Raw genomic sequence first — 16,996 nt, forward strand, 5'->3', positions numbered from 1 at the left:
CCCCCCCCCCCCCCCCCCCCCCCCCCCCCCCCCCCCCCCCCCCCCCCCCCCCCCCCCCCCCCCCCCCCCCCCCCCCCCCCCCCCGGCCCCCCCCCCCCCCGCCCCATGGTGCCGGGGCTGCCGTGAGGCGGGGGCCCGCAGCCCGATGCGCCGAATCGGCGCACCGGGCGCGTAATTGTTTGTCGGCGTTGTCGCATGTCGTAGGCTGTGGCGGTTCTGTGTGTCGTGCGCGGGGTCCGGACCGCGCCCGCTGGAGAGGTACCCCATTGCGCCGCAAGCTGTTCGCCGCCGTGCTCGCCATCGCCGCTGCCACCGGGCTCACCGCCGGGTGCAGCAGCAGTGACCCGAATGTGCTGAAGGTCGGCACCGAGGGCACCTATGCGCCGTTCAGCTTCCAGGGGCCCGACGGCTCGCTCACCGGCTACGACGTCGAGGTGGTGCAGGCCGTCGCCGGGAAGCTCGGCAAGCGCGTCGAGTTCGTGCAGACCCCGTGGGACGCGATCTTCGCGGGCCTGGAATCCAAGCGCTTCGACCTGGTCGCCAACCAGGTGACCGTCAGCGCGGAGCGCGAGCAGAAGTACTCGCTGTCGCAGCCGTACACCGTCTCCGACGGCGTGATCGTCACCCGCGCCGACAACTCCGGCATCGCCGCCCTCGGCGACCTCAACGGCAAGACGTGCGCGCAGTCCTCGACCAGCAACTGGAGCAAGGTCGCCTCGGGCGTCGGCTGCAAGGTGGAGGCCGTGGAGGGCTTCGTGCAGGCGGTGCAGCTGCTGAAGGACGGTCGCGTCGACGCGACGGTCAACGACACGCTCGCGGTCGGCGCCTACACCAAGCAGAACGGCGAGGGCAGCGTGAAGGTCGCGGGCAAGACCGGCGAGACCAGCCGCCAGGCCTTCGCCGCCCGCAAGGATTCCGGCAGCCTGACCACCGATGTCAACGGCGCCCTGGACGCGCTGCGCGCCGACGGCACCCTGGCGCGGATCTCCGACAAGTACTTCGGAACCGACGTCAGCAAGTAGCGCATGGACCCCGCCACCTGGGAGCTGATCCGCCACAACCTGCAGCCGATGCTGCAGGCCACGATCACCAAGACCCTGCCGCTGACCGCCATCAGCTTCTCGATCGGCCTGGTGCTGGCGCTGTTCGTGGCGCTGGCGCGGATGTCGAAGCTGTGGCCGGTCGCCGCGGCCGCCCGGTTCTACATTTCGATCATCCGCGGCACGCCGCTGCTGGTGCAGCTGTTCATCGTGTTCTACGCGCTGCCGCAGCTGAACATCGTCATCGACCCGTTCCCCGCGGCGGTGATCGCGTTCAGCCTCAATGTCGGCGGCTATGCCGCGGAGGTGGTGCGCGCCGCGATCCTGTCGGTCGCGCACGGCCAGTGGGAGGCGGCGCAGGCGCTGGGCCTGTCACATGTGCAGACGCTGGGCTCGATCATCCTGCCGCAGGCCTCGCGGATCGCGGTGCCGCCGCTGTCGAATACGCTCATCTCGCTGGTGAAGGACACGTCGCTGGCCTCCACGATCCTGGTAACCGAATTGTTGCGGACGGCGCAATTGGCGGCCGCACCGACCTTCGATTTCTTCGCCCTCTACGGGGTCGCGGCAATCTACTACTGGGTAATCTGCCTGATCCTCGGATTCGCCCAAACACGCCTGGAAACCCGGCTTGCGCGGCATGTCGCCAGGTGACGCCGGTCATATAGGTTCAGTGACCGGGACCATAGGTTCGCACTATTGATAGCGAAGGGTATGCCCAGTCAGCGCGGCTGGTCCGGCAGGACTACGCTCGAACCGTGATGCGACGAACAAAAATTGTTTGCACCCTCGGACCGGCTACCGCCTCCGAGGACCGGATTCGCGAACTTGTCGAAAGCGGCATGGACGTGGCCCGGTTGAACTTCAGCCATGGCGAGCACTCCGATCACGCTGAGAACTACCGGAAGGTCCGCAAGGCCGCCGACCAATTGGGTCGCGCCGTAGGCATTCTCGCCGATCTGCAGGGACCGAAGATCCGGTTGGGCAGGTTCATCGACGGCAAGACCACCTGGGCGACGGGGGAGGAGGTGCGGATCACCGTCGACGACGTGGAGGGCACCCACGACCGCGTCTCCACCACCTACAAGCAGCTGTCCGAGGACGCCAAGGCCGGTGACCGCCTGCTCGTCGACGACGGCAAGGTGGGCCTGACCGTGGTCCGTGTCGAGGGCAACGACGTGGTCTGCCGCGTCACCGAGGGCGGCCCGGTCTCCAACAACAAGGGCGTCTCGCTGCCCGGCATGGACGTGTCGGTTCCGGCCCTGTCCGACAAGGACATCGAGGACCTGGAGTTCGCGCTGCAGCTCGGCGTCGACTTCATCGCGCTGTCGTTCGTGCGCTCGCCCTCGGATGTGGAGCTGGTGCACGACATCATGGACCGGGTCGGCCGCCGCGTGCCGGTGATCGGCAAGCTGGAGAAGCCCGAGGCCATCGACAATCTGGAGGCCATCGTGCTGGCCTTCGACGCCATCATGGTCGCCCGCGGCGATCTGGGCGTGGAGCTGCCGCTGGAGCAGGTGCCGCTGGTGCAGAAGCGCGCCATCCAGATGGCAAGGGAGAACGCGAAACCCGTCATCGTGGCCACGCAGATGCTGGAGTCGATGATCGGCAACTCGCGGCCCACCCGCGCCGAGGCCTCCGACGTCGCCAACGCCGTGCTCGACGGCGCCGACGCGGTGATGCTGTCCGGTGAGACCTCGGTCGGCCAGTATCCGATCGAGACCGTGCGGACGATGGCCCGCATCGTGCACGCGGTGGAGTCCGAATCCTCCGCGCAGGTGCCGCCGCTGACCCACGTGCCGCGGACCAAGCGCGGCGTGATCTCCTATGCCGCACGCGATATCGGCGAGCGGCTCAACGCCAAGGCGCTGGTGGCCTTCACCCAGTCCGGTGACACCGTGCGCCGCCTGGCCCGCCTGCACACCACGCTGCCGCTCCTGGCGTTCACCCCGCTGCCGGAGGTGCGCAGCCAGCTCGCGCTGACGTGGGGCGTGGAGACGTTCATCGTGCCGCCGGTCGGCACCACCGACGAGATGATCGGCCAGGTCGACAAGGAGCTGCTGTCGCTGAACCGGTACACCAAGGGCGACCTGGTGGTGATCGTGGCCGGTTCGCCGCCGGGTACCGTCGGTTCCACCAACCTCATCCACGTGCACCGTATCGGCGAAGAGGACCACTGAGAGTGAACGCGTCACTGGGCGAATCCACCGGCACCGCAACGGGTTCGAGCGACCTACAGGTACTGCTCGGGCTGCTCGATCTGGAGCAGACCGGTGAGGACACCTTCCTCGGACAGCATCCGGAGAAGGTGTGGAGCCGGACCTTCGGCGGGCAGCTGGTGGCGCAGGCCATCATCGCGGCCGGTCGGACGGTGGCCACCGACCCGGCCCGGCCGCAACGCCCGGTGCACGCGATCAACGCCCACTTCGTGCGCGGTGGTGACGTGAAGAAACCGATCGAGTACCGGGTGCAACGCCACCGGGACGGTCGCTCGTTCGCGAACCGGACCGTCACCGCCTACCAGGGCGATCAGGAGCTGTTCGTCATGCTGGCGGCATTCCAGGATTCCGCCAAGGGCCTCGAGCACGCCGTCCCGCAGCCGCAGGTGCCCGATCCCGACGGCCTGCCCCGGGTGGAGGAGTCCTTCGCGGGCCTCGAGGACCGGCTGGAGATGTTCGTCAAGGCCCCGCACCCGATCGATATGCGCTACACCAACGACACGGCGTGGACGCTCAAGGGCACGGGCGGGACGCTGGAATACAACCGGGTCTGGATGCGCGCGGACGGCACCCTGCCCGACGATCCGCTGATTCACGTTGCGACACTGGGATATTCGTCGGACACCACGGTGCTCGATTCGATCATCACCACGCACGGGCTGTCGTGGGGCTTCGACCGCATCGTGGCCGCGACGGTGAACCACTCGATCTGGTTCCACCGCCCCTTCCGCTTCGACGACTGGGCGCTGTACGCGACGGAGTCGCCCGTGGCGGCCGGTTCCCGCGGCCTGGCCACCGGGCATTTCTATTCGCGTGCCGGAGAACTGCTGGCCACGGTGGTGCAGGAGGGCGTCATCCGCCACTTCCCCGCCCGCAGCTGACCACCCCGTCATCCCCGGCGCTGCCCCCCGTCATCCCTGGCGCTGCCCCCCGTCATCCCTGGCGCTGGCACCCGTCATTCCCGGCGCTGCCACCCCTTCATTCCCGGCACGCTTTTGGCCGGGATCAGATCAGTTCCCGGTTTTCTTCCATATCGAAGCTTTCGCGTTGCAGGGCGTGTAGCGAATAGGGGACCGCGTCCTCGTCCGAAATGCTCAGCATCAGTTGCTGTTCGAGGGCGGACAGGTTCGCCTCGGTGAGCAGCTTCTTGTCGCCGACCAGGCTGAGCGCGATCTCGTAGGTGCGGCGGTCGCCCGGGTCGGTGCCGGGATGGTCCAGGAGCCACTGGGATTCGAGCATCGGGTGCGGTTGCTGGTCGGCGTCGAGCGGGAGGGTGAAGCGCCAGGCGAACACGTCGCGCTCGGCCACATGGTCGTCGACCACGCGGCGCACGGTTTCCACGACACGATCGAGGGTTTCGGGTGTCACATAAACATGGAGCGAAACATCCGAAATGCGTTTCGGCATGTCGTTCAGTCCTGTTCTTGTGTCGAATCCTTCGGCGGGAGCATCCGGCCGGGAGTGTAGTCCCTCTTTACCCGAAATGGGGAGGACGCATGCGTGTCCGGGAGTTTTGCCGGATCCCTCAGGCGTGACGGCCGATTCGGGTGGCGTCGACGTACGGCGGCGGTTCGCTGCGGCCCCCCGGCAGCACGACCAGCCGGGGCCGCCCGCGGTCGTCGGTGCCGCGGCCCTGGTGAATGTGCAGTGCCAGCAGCAGTGGCACCAGCGCCTGGGCGATGCGATCGCCGACCTCGCAGTACTTCTCGGCCGACAGGCCCACCGGATCGGCGATGTTCTCGCGGCCGACGAGCGCGAGATCGTCACGGGCACGGTCGATTTCGGCGATGGTGCGGGCGCCACTGACCTTCGCGATGCGGTGCGCCTCGAGCAGTGTGAACGAGCGCCCGGCGGCGGTGGGCACCAGCGCGACGACATCGTCGCGGATCTGCTCGGCCATCGCCAGCACCAGATCGGCGCGCTCGACCATGGCGGGTTTGAGTTTACGGGCCTTGAAATTACTCGGGTCCGCGCCGAGTCCGCTGATCGTTTCCGCGGCAAGCGGATCCGCGCCGAATCCGACCAGCGCGCGGGTTCCGGCGCTCTCCGCGGTGAGGTCGTCGAGCCCGTGTTCGGCCGCCAGGGCGCGCGTGAGGCGTTCGGCGATGACCGACCGGCACACGTTGCCGTTGCAGACGAACAGGACATGCATGGCAGTACGGTAGAACGCCGGAAACGAAACGCGAAGCACGGAAAGTCCGAAACCCGCTGATTTATTTGGATGTTCATCCCGGCGTAGCGAGTCGTTTGCCGCCGTTGTCCTGAGCGACGACTCGACCGGAAATTGCTTTCATTCGGAATCGTCTGGGTAATAGGCGCTTTCGCGGACCACGGGCGCGACCTTCGGATTTCCCTGATCCACCCGGCCGCGGGCGGAGAACAGCCGCCCGCGCATGGCCACGGTGGGCGCGACCCGGCCCAGTCCGGTCGGGGTTGTCATATCGTCGTACATGGTGTCGATGCCGCCGCGCAGGAAGTACGCCTCGTGCCAGAATCCGGTGCCGCCGGAGTCGCGCAGGAATCGCTGCCACCATTCGCGGTGCGGTTCGGAGCGGGTCCAGCGTTCCAGGCTGTCGAGGTCGCGCCAGTACTGCCGGGCGCCCCAGTGCGGCGGGAACAGCGACCAGATGATGTCCTCGTGCAGCAGCAGCCCGTCGGGCCGGTCGCGGTGCGAGCGGTACAGCTTGGGCCCCAAGCCCAGCAGGCGCAGGATGCCGCGGGGTGTGCGCACGCGCATGCCGAGGTAGATGACGACCAGGTCCGGAAATCCGGACAGGTCCGCCGTCAGTCGGTTCACACGCATACGTGCATTCTCCACTCGAGTCCGGGGTCGTGTGCTGTCACTGGGGATTACGGGGACGGCGCGGTCGCGGTTCGATGCGGCCGGACCCTCTCGCCATCGGTGGGGTTATGGCAGGATGGCGGCCCGATGTTCGGAGCTTTCGAAGGGACGCCCCATGGCGCTGTGGCCGCAGCTGGACCCGATGCAGCAGAACGAGCTGCTCGAGGAGATGACCTCCCTGGTGGTCGGCGCGCTGGCACCGGGCTGGCGCCAGGTGATGATCGACTTTCGCGCCGTCGGTAAGAACATCGACGTCGCGGTCGGTGTACTCGATCCCAGCGGCACCTATCAGCTGTGGGATCCACCCGGCGAGGTCTGGCGCATGTTCCAACGGCTTCGCGGTGGAATGTATGAGAGCGGTGAAGGGACATGGTTCTCGGCACGATTCACCATCGATCCCCCGTCGCGATACTCCGTCCAGTACAACTGGAAGAACGAGCCCGACTTTCGTCCCTACCCGTCCCCGGACAACTTCGCGCTGGAGCAGGAACGGTTCCCGCGCACCGAGGCCCACATGCCGCCATGGTTCCGGCGGGGACTCGCCGCCGCGGGCGTCGTGGAGAGTTGAAAGGCATTGTGCCTGACCTGGTGCCGAGTGTGGGACTCGAACCCACACGTCCGTGAGGACAACGGTTTTTGAGACCGTCGCGTCTGCCAGTTCCGCCAACTCGGCGCACCGGGTGGAAATCATAGCGGGTGTGTACCCCCGCGACCGAATCGGTGTGACCGATTACCGGTCGACGCTGGGTAGATGGGTTCTGTGCGAGGTTGAACTGTACGCTTTAGGGCACTCGGGAGTGTGGGCCGGTCCGGCAAGGGTGGGGCGGACGGGCGCGCGCGGCGAGTATTTGGCATCGGAATCACGAGGGGTCTATCTATGGGAACGACAGCAGGGGGCGCGGGCGCGAAGAAGGATGCGGCGACCGCCGCCAAGCGGGTGGTGGTGGCCGAGGATGAGGCGCTCATCCGGATGGACCTGGTGGAGATGCTCTCCGAGGAGGGCTATCAGGTGGTGGGCGAGGCGGGCGACGGCCAGCAGGCGGTCGACCTGGCCGAGGAGCTGCGCCCCGATCTGGTGATCATGGACGTCAAGATGCCGCGCCGCGACGGCATCGACGCCGCGGCCGAGATCGCGACGAAACGCGTTGCGCCGGTGGTGATTCTGACCGCATTCAGCCAGCGCGACCTGGTGGAGCGGGCGCGCGACGCGGGGGCGATGGCGTACCTGGTGAAGCCGTTCACCAAGTCGGATCTGGTACCGGCCATCGAGCTCGCGGCCAGCCGCTTCCACGAGATCACCGCGCTGGAGGGTGAGGTCGCGAGCCTGGCCGATCGGCTCGAGACCCGCAAGCTGGTGGAGCGGGCCAAGGGCGTGCTGATGCAGACGCAGGGGCTGTCGGAGCCGCAGGCGTTCAAATGGATTCAGCGCACCGCGATGGACCGCCGCACCACGATGAAGGCCGTCGCCGAGGTGGTGTTGGAGAACCTGGCGCCGAAATCGTAGAACCGCCGGTCTCGTACGGCCGCCGGTGCCGTTGCGCGCTGCGCAGCGATTGCCGGAAATTAACGCCGCTGCAACACCCTCGGATAAATACTCGGGATCGAAGTCACATAAATGACTCGAATGTGATGCAGAGCTAACGTCACGCCGCTATGTTCTGACCGGGCCGACGTGGTCGGCCCCCTCGGCGACCCCGGGGGATCAGCAGGACATAGAGGTGTATCGTGCTTGGTTCAATGACGCGGAGGGTCGCACGTAGCCGTGTGACCCGCGGCGCGCTGGTGATCGGAGCCGCGGCCGTACTGGCGGTGTCAGGATGCAGCAGCAAGTCGACAGATAACGGCTCCGGCGGCGATTCCGGCACCGGGGGCGGGCTGAAGATCACTCCGCTGGTGCAGGTCGACAAGGACGGCAAGGAAGTTCCCGCGGCCGATACCTCCGCCGCCGCCGATCCCGCCGGTGACGGTAAATCGAAATGCGCGCCGGAGACGTCGATCGCGATGGCGGGCCCGCTGACCGGACCGAACGCCAACCTCGGCCTCAATATCGTCCGGGGCGTGAAGCTGGCGCTGGACAAGCACAACAAGGCCAACGCCGACTGTCAGGTCAAGCTCAAGGAATTCGACACCGAGGGCAATCCGCAGAAGGCCGGTCAGGTGATCGACCGGATTCTCGGCGACCAGTCGATCGTCGCCCTGATCGGGCCGACGTTCTCCGGTGAGACCAAGGCGACCGGGCAGCGGATCAGCGATACCGGCCTGCTGTCGCTGACCCCGTCGGCCACCAATGTAGACCTCACCAAGAACGGCTGGAAGACCTTCTTCCGCGGCCTCGGCAACGACGGCATCCAGGGCCCGTCGGTGGCGAAATACCTGCAGAGCACCGGGAAGTACAAGAAGATCTGCGTGGTCCAGGACAACACCGACTACGGCACCGGCCTGGCGAAATCGCTGACCGAGACCCTCGGCCCGCTGGCCGATCCGAGCTGCGCGGTCAATGTGAAGGAAGGCGACAAGGACTTCTCGGCCGCGGTGTCGAAGCTGTCGTCGGCCAAGCCCGACGGCATCTTCTACGCGGGCTACTACGCCGAGGCCGCGCCGCTGGTCCAGCAATTGCGGTCCGGCGGGGTGACGGCGACGTTCATCTCCGACGACGGCACCAAGGACGTCGAATTCGTCAAGCAGGCCGGTAATGCGTCCAAGGACGCGGTGGTGTCGTGCCCGTGCGGCCCCGCGCCCGACAAGTTCGCCGAGGAATACAAGGCGCTGAACGGATTCGAGGCGGGCACCTATTCGACCGAGGGCTACGACCTGACGACCATCGTCCTGAAGGGCCTCGGCCAGGGCAAGGTGTCGCGGGCGGACCTGGTCGAGTTCGTGCGCACCTATGAGGGCCAGGGCGTGGCCCGCCAGTACAAGTGGGATCCCACCGGTGAATTGGCCAACGCCCTGATCTGGATGTACCAGGTCAAGTAGCGGTCCGATTCGAAACAGCGTGTGCCCGGCCTGCCGATAGCCCTATTACACGGGCACCCGCCGGGCGCACGCTGCTTTTCCCACAATGAGGGTAACGATGAGTTCAGGTCCAGCCGATGCGACCGTGCTTGCCAACGGCTCCATCGATTTCAATGTCTCCGGCGTCGTCGACCAGTTCTGGCGACTCACGGTGGACGGATTGACGTACGGTTCCATCTACGCGCTGGTCGCGGTCGGATACACCCTGGTTTTCGGGGTGCTGCTGCTGATCAATTTCGCGCATTCGGAAATATTCATGCTGGGCCTGTTCGGTCAGCTGGTGGGTTTGATGCTGCTGGGATTCGCGGCCAGCGGCGACATCTATTCGCAGGGAACGATCCTGACGGTCGTCTACCTCGGAGCCGCCATGGTCGTCGGCATGCTGGTATCCGGCGGTGCGGCGGTCGGGTTGGAACGGGTGGCCTATCGGCCGCTGCGAAGACGCGGGGCGAAGCGGCTGATCTTCCTGATCACCGCGATCGGGATGTCGTTCGTGCTGCAGGAATTCGTGCACTACGTGCTGCCGAAGATCGATCCGGATCTCGGCGGCACCAACGCCCAGCAGCCGATCATCCTGGTGCGGCCGATCGACGAGTTCCACATCTTCGACGCCGCGGTGACCAATGTGGCGCTGGTGATCGTCGTCTCCGCGGTGATCCTGGCGGTCATCACCGAATTGGTCATCAACAGAACGAAATTCGGCCGCGGGATTCGCGCGGTGGCCCAGGATCCCGATACCGCGACCCTGATGGGAGTGTCGCGGGAGCGGGTCATCATGCTGACCTTCCTCATCGGCGGCCTGCTCGCCGGCGCGGCCGCGCTGCTGTACACGCTCAAGATCCCCAACGGCATCATCTATTCGGGCGGATTCATCCTGGGCATCAAGGCATTCAGCGCCGCGGTGCTCGGCGGGATCGGCAATCTGCGCGGCGCACTGCTGGGCGGGCTGCTGCTGGGCCTGGCCGAGAACTACGGCCAGATCCTGTTCGGCACCGAGTGGCGCGACGTGGTCGCGTTCGTGTTGCTGGTGGCGGTGCTGATGTTCCGGCCGACCGGAATCCTCGGCGAGAGTCTGGGGAGGTCGCGGGTATGAGCACCTCGGCACAGGCTCCGGAGAAGGCGCGGCCGATGCACGGCGTGGGCGATGCCCTGCGCTCGTGGTGGGACGGGCTGTCGCGGCCGATGCAGTGGGCCGTCGGCGTTCCGGCCATCGTGCTGCTGGCGTTGCTGCCGCTGTTCCCGCCGCCGCTGCTGGACACTCCGGGGACCAGTTTCGGCGGCGTGATGGCGCAGTTCGCGATGTACGCACTGATCGCGATCGGGCTGAATGTCGTTGTGGGCCAAGCGGGTCTGCTGGATCTGGGGTACGTCGGCTTCTACGCCGTGGGCGCGTATTCGGTCGGGCTGCTCACCAGTCCGAACAGCCCGTGGAACCAGACCGACGGCGGCTGGCTGGATCCCAAGTGGGCCTGGCTGGCGTGCGTGCCGCTGGCGATCCTGCTGACCGCGGTGTCCGGGCTGATCCTGGGCACGCCGACGCTGCGGCTGCGCGGCGACTATCTCGCGATCGTCACGCTCGGATTCGGTGAGATCGTGCGGCTGCTGGCCGACAATCTCGGCGATATCACCAACGGCAGCCTCGGGCTGGCGGGAATCGCCTATCCGCGGATGGGGGAGTCCGACGAGCACGTCGGCGGCTACTTCTCCTCCGGCAACCTCGGCGACTCCGATTCGTGGAATCTGCTGGACCGCGCAAACTCCGGGACCTGGTGGTTCTGGATCGGCATGGCGCTGGTGATCGTGGTGCTGCTGGTGGTCGGCAATCTGGAGCGCAGCCGGGTCGGCCGCGCGTGGGTGTCGATCCGCGAGGACGAGGACGCCGCGGAGATGATGGGCGTGCCGACGTTCAAGTTCAAGCTGTGGGCGTTCACGATCGGCGCCGCGATCGGCGGGCTGTCGGGTGCGCTGTTCGCGGGGCAGGTGCAGTTCATCAACCCGGCCGGGTTCAACATCATCAACTCGATGCTGTTCCTGTGCGCGGTGGTGCTGGGCGGGCAGGGCAACAAGCTCGGCGTGATCGTCGGCGCGTTCCTGATCGTCTACCTGCCCAACCGGCTGATGTCGATCGAGGTCGGCGGGCAGTCGCTGGGCGACTACAAGTATCTGTTCTTCGGGCTGACTCTGGTGGTGGTCATGATCTTCCGTCCGCAGGGGCTGTTCCCGGTGCGGCAGAAACTGCTGGCCTACGGGCGGCAGGTGTACCAGGCGGTGCGGCGGCCGGTGGCGCCGCCGGACGCGGCCGCGACCGAGGGAGCGCGAGGATGACCGGGCCGGGCGCGGGTGGCGCGCTGTTCGACAACGAGGATATGGCGGCCGGATACACCGAGGCGCCGGAGGCGACGCCGAGCGCGGGCGTGGTCGATGTCAGCGAGGTCGTTCCGGAACTGGCCGACGCGGACGCCGTCGCCGAGGTGGTCGCGCCGACCCGCGCGATCGAGACCGAGGTCGGCGCGCCGCTGTTGCGCACCGAGGACCTGACCGTCCGCTTCGGCGGGCTCACCGCGCTCGACCAGGTGAGTTTCGAGATCCGCCGCGGCGAGATCCTCGGGCTCATCGGTCCGAACGGCGCGGGCAAGACGACCTGCTTCAACGCCATCACCGGGATCTACCGGCCCGCGGCGGGACGGGTGTTCTTCGACGGGCGGCCGCTGACCAAGACCAAGCGCAACGAGATCACCCGGCTCGGGATCGCCCGCACCTTCCAGAACATCCGGCTGTTCGGTGAGATGACGGCGTTGGAGAACGTGGTGGTCGGCACCGATGCGCGGCACCGAACCTCGGTGCCCGGGGCCATCTTTCGCACCGCACGGCATCGGCGCGAGGAACACGACGCCATCGAGCGCGGGATGGCGCTGCTGGAGTTCGTGGGCATCGCTCCCCGGGCGGTGGAGAAGGCGCGCAACCTCTCCTACGGCGATCAGCGGCGGCTGGAGATCGCCCGCGCGCTGGCGACCGAGCCCAAGCTGCTGTGCCTGGACGAGCCCGCGGCCGGATTCAATCCGGCCGAGAAGTCGGCGCTGATGGATCTGATCCGCAAGATCCGCGACGACGGGTTCACCGTGCTGCTCATCGAGCACGACATGCGGCTGGTGATGGGCGTGACCGACCGGATCGTGGTGCTGGAGTTCGGCCGCAAGATCGCCGACGGGCTGCCGGAGGCGATCCGGGACGACCCGGCGGTGGTCGCGGCCTACCTGGGCGTGCCCGACGACGAGGTCGGTGAGGTCGTGGAAGCCGCTGCGGCACAGTCTGATTCGGAGGACGAGACCGGAGAACACGCAACCGTCACATCGAGCCCGATTGCACTGCCCGATGATTCGGTGTCCAGCGGTGGCGACCAACCGCTGCTGGTGGTCGAGGACATGGTCGTCAACTACGGCAGAATCCAGGCGCTGCACGGTATCTCGCTGCATGTGACGCAGGGTGAGCTGGTGACGCTGCTGGGTGCCAACGGCGCGGGTAAGACCACCACCATGCGGGCGCTGTCCGGGTTGCTGCCGCTCACCGGCGGCCGAATCCTGTTCGAGGGCAAGGACATCACCCGGATGAAGGCCCACGAGCGGGTGGTCGCGGGGCTCATCCAGGCGCCCGAGGGCCGCGGCGTGTTCCCCGGCATGACGGTGCAGGAGAACCTCGACATGGGTTGCCACGCCCGGCCTTTCAAGGAGCGCTCGGAGTACGCCGAGACCCTGGACTGGATCCTCGAGCTGTTCCCGCGGCTGGCCGAGCGCCGCAAACAGGTCGGCGGCACGCTGTCCGGCGGCGAGCAGCAGATGCTGGCCATCGCCCGCGCGCTGATGGCCCGGCCGAAGCTGCTGCTGCTCGACGAGCCTTCGATGGGCCTGGCGCCGATGGTGATCAAGCAGATCTTCCGCATCATCGGGGAGATCAACGCGCAGGGCACCACGGTGCTGCTGGTCGAGCAGAACGCCCAGCAGGCGCTGACCCGCAGCGACCGCGCCTACATCCTGGAGACCGGCGAGGTCACCAAGACGGGTTCGGGGCGTGAGCTGCTCACCGATCCCGCCGTGAAGTCGGCGTACCTGGGGGTGGCGTAGGGGAGGCGGGGCGCGGATGTGGCCCGCGTCATCCCCGGTGCCCCCGCTTGTCGGTGCCGGTACATAGACTCAGGGCCGTGACTCCAGCGACCACCGATCAGCGCCCGAGCAGTGTGTCCGCAGCGACCCCGAATGCCCCCGGTGAGCGGCCCACGCTGTTGCTGCTGGACGGGCATTCGCTGGCCTACCGCGCCTTCTACGCGCTGCCCGCGGAGAACTTCAAGACGGTCACCGGTCAGACCACCAACGCGGTCTACGGCTTCACCGCCATGCTGATCAACCTGCTGCGCGACGAGAAGCCCACCCACGTGGCCGCCGCGTTCGACGTCAACCGCAAGACCTTCCGCACCGAGGCGTACCCGGAGTACAAGGCCAACCGCATCACCACGCCCGACGAGTTCCGCGGCCAGGTGGAGGTCACCCAGGAAGTACTGGGCGCGCTCGGCATCCCGACCATGCAGCTCGAGGGCTACGAGGCCGACGACATCATCGCCACCCTGGCCACCCAGGCGGTGCCGCAGGGCTACCGGGTGCTGATCGTCACCGGCGACCGCGACGCGCTGCAGCTGGTGAACGACGACGTCACGGTCCTGTACCCGAAGAAGGGCGTCTCCGAGCTGACGCGGTTCACCCCGGCCGCGGTGGAGGAGAAGTACGGCCTCACCCCGGCCCAGTACCCGGACTACGCCGCGCTGCGCGGCGACCCGAGCGACAATCTGCCGGGCATTCCGGGCGTGGGGGAGAAGACCGCGGCCAAATGGGTGCGCGAGTTCGGCGACCTGGCCACGCTGGTCGACCGGGTGGACCAGGTGAAGGGCAAGGTCGGTGATGCGTTGCGCGCCAACCTGTCCAGCGTGGTGCTCAACCGCCAGCTCACCGAGATGGTCAAGGACGTGGCGCTGCCCTACACGCCCGAGCAGCTGGCCCAGCAGCCCTGGGATCGCGACCGGATCCACCGGCTGTTCGACGATCTGGAATTCCGGGTGCTGCGCGACCGGCTGTTCGAGACGCTGGCCCCGCCGGAGCCGGAGGCCGAGGGCGGCTTCGAGATCAGCGGCGGCGCGGTGGCCCCGGGCGCGGCGGCCGACTGGCTCGCGGAACACGCGAAAGCCGGTGTGCGCCATGGTATTTCCGTCGTCGGAACGGGCACGCCGTTCCAGGGTGACGTGAAGGCGATCGCGATCTCGGCGGCCGACGGGGAGGGCGGCTATTTCGACGTCGTCGGGCTGACCCCGGCCGACGAGCCGGCACTGGGCGCGTGGCTCGCCGATCCGGCGACACCGAAGGCGGTGCACGAGGCCAAGGCCGCCATGCACGCGCTGCGCGGCCGCAGCTGGGCGCTCGGCGGGCTCACCAGCGATACGGCGCTGGCCGCCTACCTGGTCCGCCCGGGCCAGCGCACCTTCAACCTCGACGACCTGTCGCTGCGCTACCTGTCGCGGGAGCTCCGGGTGGAATCGGCCGAGGACACTCAGCTGTCGCTGCTCGACGACGAGGACCAGGTCGACGCCCAGCTCGCCCAGACCGAGATCCTGCGCGCCCGCGCGGTCTCCGATCTCGCCGACGCCTTCGACGCCGAACTCGAGGGCATCGAATCCACCCGGCTGCTCACCGAGATGGAGCTGCCGCTGCTCGGCGTGCTGGCCCAGTTGGAGGAGGCCGGTATCGCGGTCGACGTCGACGAACTGCAGCAGCTGCAATCCGAATTCGCCGATCGCGTCGCCGACGCGGCCAACGCCGCCTACGAGGTGATCGGCAAGCAGATCAACCTCGGCTCCCCGAAGCAGCTGCAGGTGGTGCTGTTCGACGAGCTCGACATGCCCAAGACCAAGCGCACCAAGACCGGCTACACCACCGACGCCGACGCGCTGGAGTCGCTGTTCGAGAAGACCCAGCATCCGTTCCTGGAACATCTGCTGGCTCACCGCGACGCGACCAGGCTGAAGGTGACCGTCGACGGCCTGCTGAAGTCGGTCGCCGACGACGGCCGCATCCACACCACCTTCAACCAGACCATCGCCGCCACCGGACGGCTCTCCTCCACCGAGCCGAATCTGCAGAACATCCCGATCCGCACCGATACCGGCCGCCGCATCCGTGACACGTTCGTCGTCGGCCCCGGCTTCGAATCGCTCATGACCGCCGACTACAGCCAGATCGAGATGCGGATCATGGCGCACCTGTCCAAGGACGAGGGCCTGATCGAGGCCTTCAACTCGGGGGAGGACCTGCACACCTTCGTCGCCTCCAAGGCATTCGACATCCCGATCTCCGAGGTGCATCCGGAGATGCGCCGCCGCATCAAGGCGATGTCCTACGGCCTGGCGTACGGGCTGTCGGCCTACGGTCTGTCACAACAGCTGAAGATCAGCGCCGACGAGGCGAAGGCCCAGATGGAGGTCTACTTCAACCGCTTCGGCGCCATCCGCGACTACCTGCGCGACGCGGTCGACCAAGCCCGCAAGGTCGGCTACACCGAAACCCTGTTCGGCCGCCGCCGCTACCTGCCCGACCTGGACTCCAGTAACCGCCAGCGCCGCGAGGCCGCCGAGCGCATGGCCCTCAACGCCCCCATCCAGGGCACCGCCGCCGACATCATCAAGGTCGCGATGATCAACGTGCAGCACGCCGTCCGGGACGCGGGCCTGAAGTCCCGCATGCTCCTGCAGATCCACGACGAACTGGTTTTCGAGGTCGCCTCCGGCGAGCGCGAGGCCCTGGAATCCCTTGCCCGGGAACATATGTCGAAGGCCATCGAGCTGTCGGTCCCGCTGGAGGTCTCGGTGGGTGTCGGGCGCAGCTGGGACGCCGCGGCGCACTGAGCCGGGCGTTGGCATTGCGTTCACGAACCGGTGTGACGAAGTTACTCGTGGGTTCCCCCGGAATGTGGTTGCCAACGCGCTGCGAAGTCCATATTGTCGTTGCCGTGCCGAATCCCGCCGCAAGCCACAGCGCCGCGCCGAACGTCGCCGACCGCGACCGCGCTGCGCGCCTTCCGCTGACCGCGATGGTGGCTCCTGCGCGACTTCTCGTAGTACCTCGCCGTAGCGAGGTCTGATTCGGACCGGCCCCCTCGCTGCGGCCGTACAGATTTATTGCGCTGGTCCCCTCTGTCATTTCAGACACGACTGTCACTCAGACACGACAAGGTTCGGGAAGACCTAGTTCAATGACGATGACCATCGACACACACGACTTCATCACCGCCGCGCCCAAGGGCCTGCGGACCGAATGCACGGGGCTGACGCCCGCCGAGTTCTACGACCGGTTCTGCGAACACACCGGTCCGGTGCAGCTCAGCGACTGGAGCCGGGCCGGGCACCGGCACGGCGCCGAGTACACCGCGACCCTGGAGTTCGCCGACCATCTGCGGACGGTGGTCTCGGCGGGCAGTCCGGTGGCGGCGCTCACCTCGGCCCTCTACGACGAGGGTTTCCCCGTCGAGATCCTGCAGTTCCATCAGCGGCGCACCGAATCCGGCACGGCCACCTTCGTGCTGTGCGAGTTCAACGGCCGCCGGGGCTGGGGTGCCGCGATGGCCGAGGACGGCGCGGAATCCGCCGCCCGCGCCATGATCGCCGGGATCAACAAGCTCGGCGGCTGAGACCGGTCCTACCCAGCACGGGGGGGGGGGGGGGGGGGGGGGGGGGGGGGGGGGGGGGGGCGCGGGGGGGGGGGGGGGGGGGGGGGGGGGGGGGCGGCGCGGGGGCGGGGCGGGGGGGGGCGGGGGGGGGGGGGGGGGGGGGGGCAGCGAGCGGGACG

General features: G+C 67.7%; 15 protein-coding genes, 1 tRNA gene and 1 pseudogene. 13 read left to right on the top strand and 4 right to left on the bottom strand.

The window, feature by feature from the left end; translation table 11 throughout:
* The first annotated feature begins 266 nt into the window (after positions 1 to 266).
* The 4 genes from QH290_RS19325 to QH290_RS19340 all read left to right on the top strand — a co-directional run bounded on the left by QH290_RS19325 (position 267) and on the right by QH290_RS19340 (position 4,140).
* Positions 267 to 1,022, top strand: a complete 756-nt coding sequence (locus QH290_RS19325) for a transporter substrate-binding domain-containing protein (RefSeq protein WP_280266894.1) — start codon at positions 267 to 269, stop codon at positions 1,020 to 1,022.
* A 3-nt stretch (positions 1,023 to 1,025) separates the two neighbouring features.
* Positions 1,026 to 1,694: an amino acid ABC transporter permease gene (locus tag QH290_RS19330; protein ID WP_280266895.1), complete on the top strand. Its 669-nt coding sequence runs from the start codon at positions 1,026 to 1,028 to the stop codon at positions 1,692 to 1,694.
* A 104-nt stretch (positions 1,695 to 1,798) separates the two neighbouring features.
* Positions 1,799 to 3,220, top strand: coding sequence for a pyruvate kinase (pyk, locus tag QH290_RS19335; protein ID WP_280266896.1), 1,422 nt, complete (start codon positions 1,799 to 1,801; stop codon positions 3,218 to 3,220).
* A 2-nt stretch (positions 3,221 to 3,222) separates the two neighbouring features.
* Positions 3,223 to 4,140 (top strand): acyl-CoA thioesterase, encoded by a 918-nt coding sequence (locus tag QH290_RS19340; protein ID WP_280266897.1) that lies wholly within the window; start codon positions 3,223 to 3,225, stop codon positions 4,138 to 4,140.
* A gap of 124 nt (positions 4,141 to 4,264) precedes the next feature.
* Here QH290_RS19340 and QH290_RS19345 read toward each other — a convergent pair whose 3' ends face one another.
* From QH290_RS19345 to QH290_RS19355, 3 genes are all read right to left on the bottom strand, one after another.
* Positions 4,265 to 4,627 (bottom strand): hypothetical protein, encoded by a 363-nt coding sequence (locus QH290_RS19345; RefSeq protein ID WP_280384341.1) that lies wholly within the window; start codon positions 4,625 to 4,627, stop codon positions 4,265 to 4,267.
* Between the two features lie 157 nt (positions 4,628 to 4,784).
* Entirely contained in the window at positions 4,785 to 5,411 is a 627-nt protein-coding gene (locus QH290_RS19350; protein WP_280266899.1) for an arsenate reductase/protein-tyrosine-phosphatase family protein, read from the bottom strand.
* 138 nt (positions 5,412 to 5,549) lie between these two features.
* Positions 5,550 to 6,062, bottom strand: coding sequence for a phenylacetaldoxime dehydratase family protein (locus QH290_RS19355; protein WP_280266900.1), 513 nt, complete (start codon positions 6,060 to 6,062; stop codon positions 5,550 to 5,552).
* A 154-nt stretch (positions 6,063 to 6,216) separates the two neighbouring features.
* Here QH290_RS19355 and QH290_RS19360 point away from each other — a divergent pair, with 154 nt between their 5' ends.
* Positions 6,217 to 6,669 carry a hypothetical protein gene (locus QH290_RS19360; RefSeq protein WP_280266901.1) on the top strand — a complete coding sequence of 151 codons (453 nt, stop codon included), beginning with the start codon at positions 6,217 to 6,219 and terminating at the stop codon, positions 6,667 to 6,669.
* 18 nt (positions 6,670 to 6,687) lie between these two features.
* Here QH290_RS19360 and QH290_RS19365 read toward each other — a convergent pair.
* Positions 6,688 to 6,774 (bottom strand) — tRNA-Leu (locus tag QH290_RS19365).
* Positions 6,775 to 6,978: 204 nt separating this feature from the next.
* On the opposite strand from QH290_RS19365, the gene QH290_RS19370 reads away from it, so the two are divergent.
* The 8 genes and pseudogenes from QH290_RS19370 (at position 6,979) to QH290_RS19405 (ending at position 16,838) form a co-directional block, all read left to right on the top strand.
* Positions 6,979 to 7,605, top strand: coding sequence for an ANTAR domain-containing response regulator (locus QH290_RS19370; protein ID WP_068017846.1), 627 nt, complete (start codon positions 6,979 to 6,981; stop codon positions 7,603 to 7,605).
* Positions 7,606 to 7,838: 233 nt separating this feature from the next.
* Positions 7,839 to 9,077, top strand: a complete 1,239-nt coding sequence (locus QH290_RS19375) for a branched-chain amino acid ABC transporter substrate-binding protein (RefSeq protein ID WP_280266903.1) — start codon at positions 7,839 to 7,841, stop codon at positions 9,075 to 9,077.
* Between the two features lie 97 nt (positions 9,078 to 9,174).
* Positions 9,175 to 10,209, top strand: coding sequence for a branched-chain amino acid ABC transporter permease (locus tag QH290_RS19380; RefSeq protein WP_280266905.1), 1,035 nt, complete (start codon positions 9,175 to 9,177; stop codon positions 10,207 to 10,209).
* The gene (locus QH290_RS19385) at positions 10,206 to 11,441 is read left to right on the top strand and encodes a branched-chain amino acid ABC transporter permease (RefSeq protein ID WP_280266906.1); all 1,236 of its coding nucleotides are present in this window, start codon (positions 10,206 to 10,208) and stop codon (positions 11,439 to 11,441) included. Before QH290_RS19380 ends, QH290_RS19385 begins: the two co-directional genes overlap by 4 nt.
* A pseudogene (locus QH290_RS19390) lies at positions 11,438 to 12,442 on the top strand (ABC transporter ATP-binding protein); the annotation flags it as partial. The gene QH290_RS19385 and the pseudogene QH290_RS19390, both read left to right, overlap by 4 nt.
* A 96-nt stretch (positions 12,443 to 12,538) precedes the next feature.
* Positions 12,539 to 13,234 (top strand): ABC transporter ATP-binding protein, encoded by a 696-nt coding sequence (locus QH290_RS19395; RefSeq protein ID WP_280384346.1) that lies wholly within the window; start codon positions 12,539 to 12,541, stop codon positions 13,232 to 13,234.
* 77 nt (positions 13,235 to 13,311) lie between these two features.
* Positions 13,312 to 16,056: a DNA polymerase I gene (gene polA, locus QH290_RS19400; RefSeq protein WP_280384344.1), complete on the top strand. Its 2,745-nt coding sequence runs from the start codon at positions 13,312 to 13,314 to the stop codon at positions 16,054 to 16,056.
* Positions 16,057 to 16,409: 353 nt separating this feature from the next.
* Positions 16,410 to 16,838, top strand: a complete 429-nt coding sequence (locus tag QH290_RS19405; RefSeq protein ID WP_280266908.1) for an alpha-isopropylmalate synthase regulatory domain-containing protein — start codon at positions 16,410 to 16,412, stop codon at positions 16,836 to 16,838.
* Positions 16,839 to 16,996 lie beyond the last annotated feature (158 nt).

Source organism: Nocardia wallacei, from assembly GCF_029869545.1.
In the GTDB taxonomy this organism is placed as follows: domain Bacteria; phylum Actinomycetota; class Actinomycetes; order Mycobacteriales; family Mycobacteriaceae; genus Nocardia; species Nocardia wallacei_A.

Excerpts from the sequence above, each read along its gene's own strand:
- QH290_RS19330 (WP_280266895.1), top strand. The coding sequence starts at position 1,026 with ATGGACCCCGCCACCTGGGAGCTGATCCGCCACAACCTGCAGCCGATG.
- QH290_RS19350 (WP_280266899.1), bottom strand. The coding sequence starts at position 5,411 with ATGCATGTCCTGTTCGTCTGCAACGGCAACGTGTGCCGGTCGGTCATC.
- QH290_RS19355 (WP_280266900.1), bottom strand. The coding sequence starts at position 6,062 with ATGCGTGTGAACCGACTGACGGCGGACCTGTCCGGATTTCCGGACCTG.
- QH290_RS19360 (WP_280266901.1), top strand. The coding sequence starts at position 6,217 with ATGGCGCTGTGGCCGCAGCTGGACCCGATGCAGCAGAACGAGCTGCTC.
- QH290_RS19370 (WP_068017846.1), top strand. The coding sequence starts at position 6,979 with ATGGGAACGACAGCAGGGGGCGCGGGCGCGAAGAAGGATGCGGCGACC.
- QH290_RS19375 (WP_280266903.1), top strand. The coding sequence starts at position 7,839 with ATGACGCGGAGGGTCGCACGTAGCCGTGTGACCCGCGGCGCGCTGGTG.
- QH290_RS19380 (WP_280266905.1), top strand. The coding sequence starts at position 9,175 with ATGAGTTCAGGTCCAGCCGATGCGACCGTGCTTGCCAACGGCTCCATC.
- QH290_RS19385 (WP_280266906.1), top strand. The coding sequence starts at position 10,206 with ATGAGCACCTCGGCACAGGCTCCGGAGAAGGCGCGGCCGATGCACGGC.
- QH290_RS19395 (WP_280384346.1), top strand. The coding sequence starts at position 12,539 with ATGGTCGTCAACTACGGCAGAATCCAGGCGCTGCACGGTATCTCGCTG.
- QH290_RS19405 (WP_280266908.1), top strand. The coding sequence starts at position 16,410 with ATGACCATCGACACACACGACTTCATCACCGCCGCGCCCAAGGGCCTG.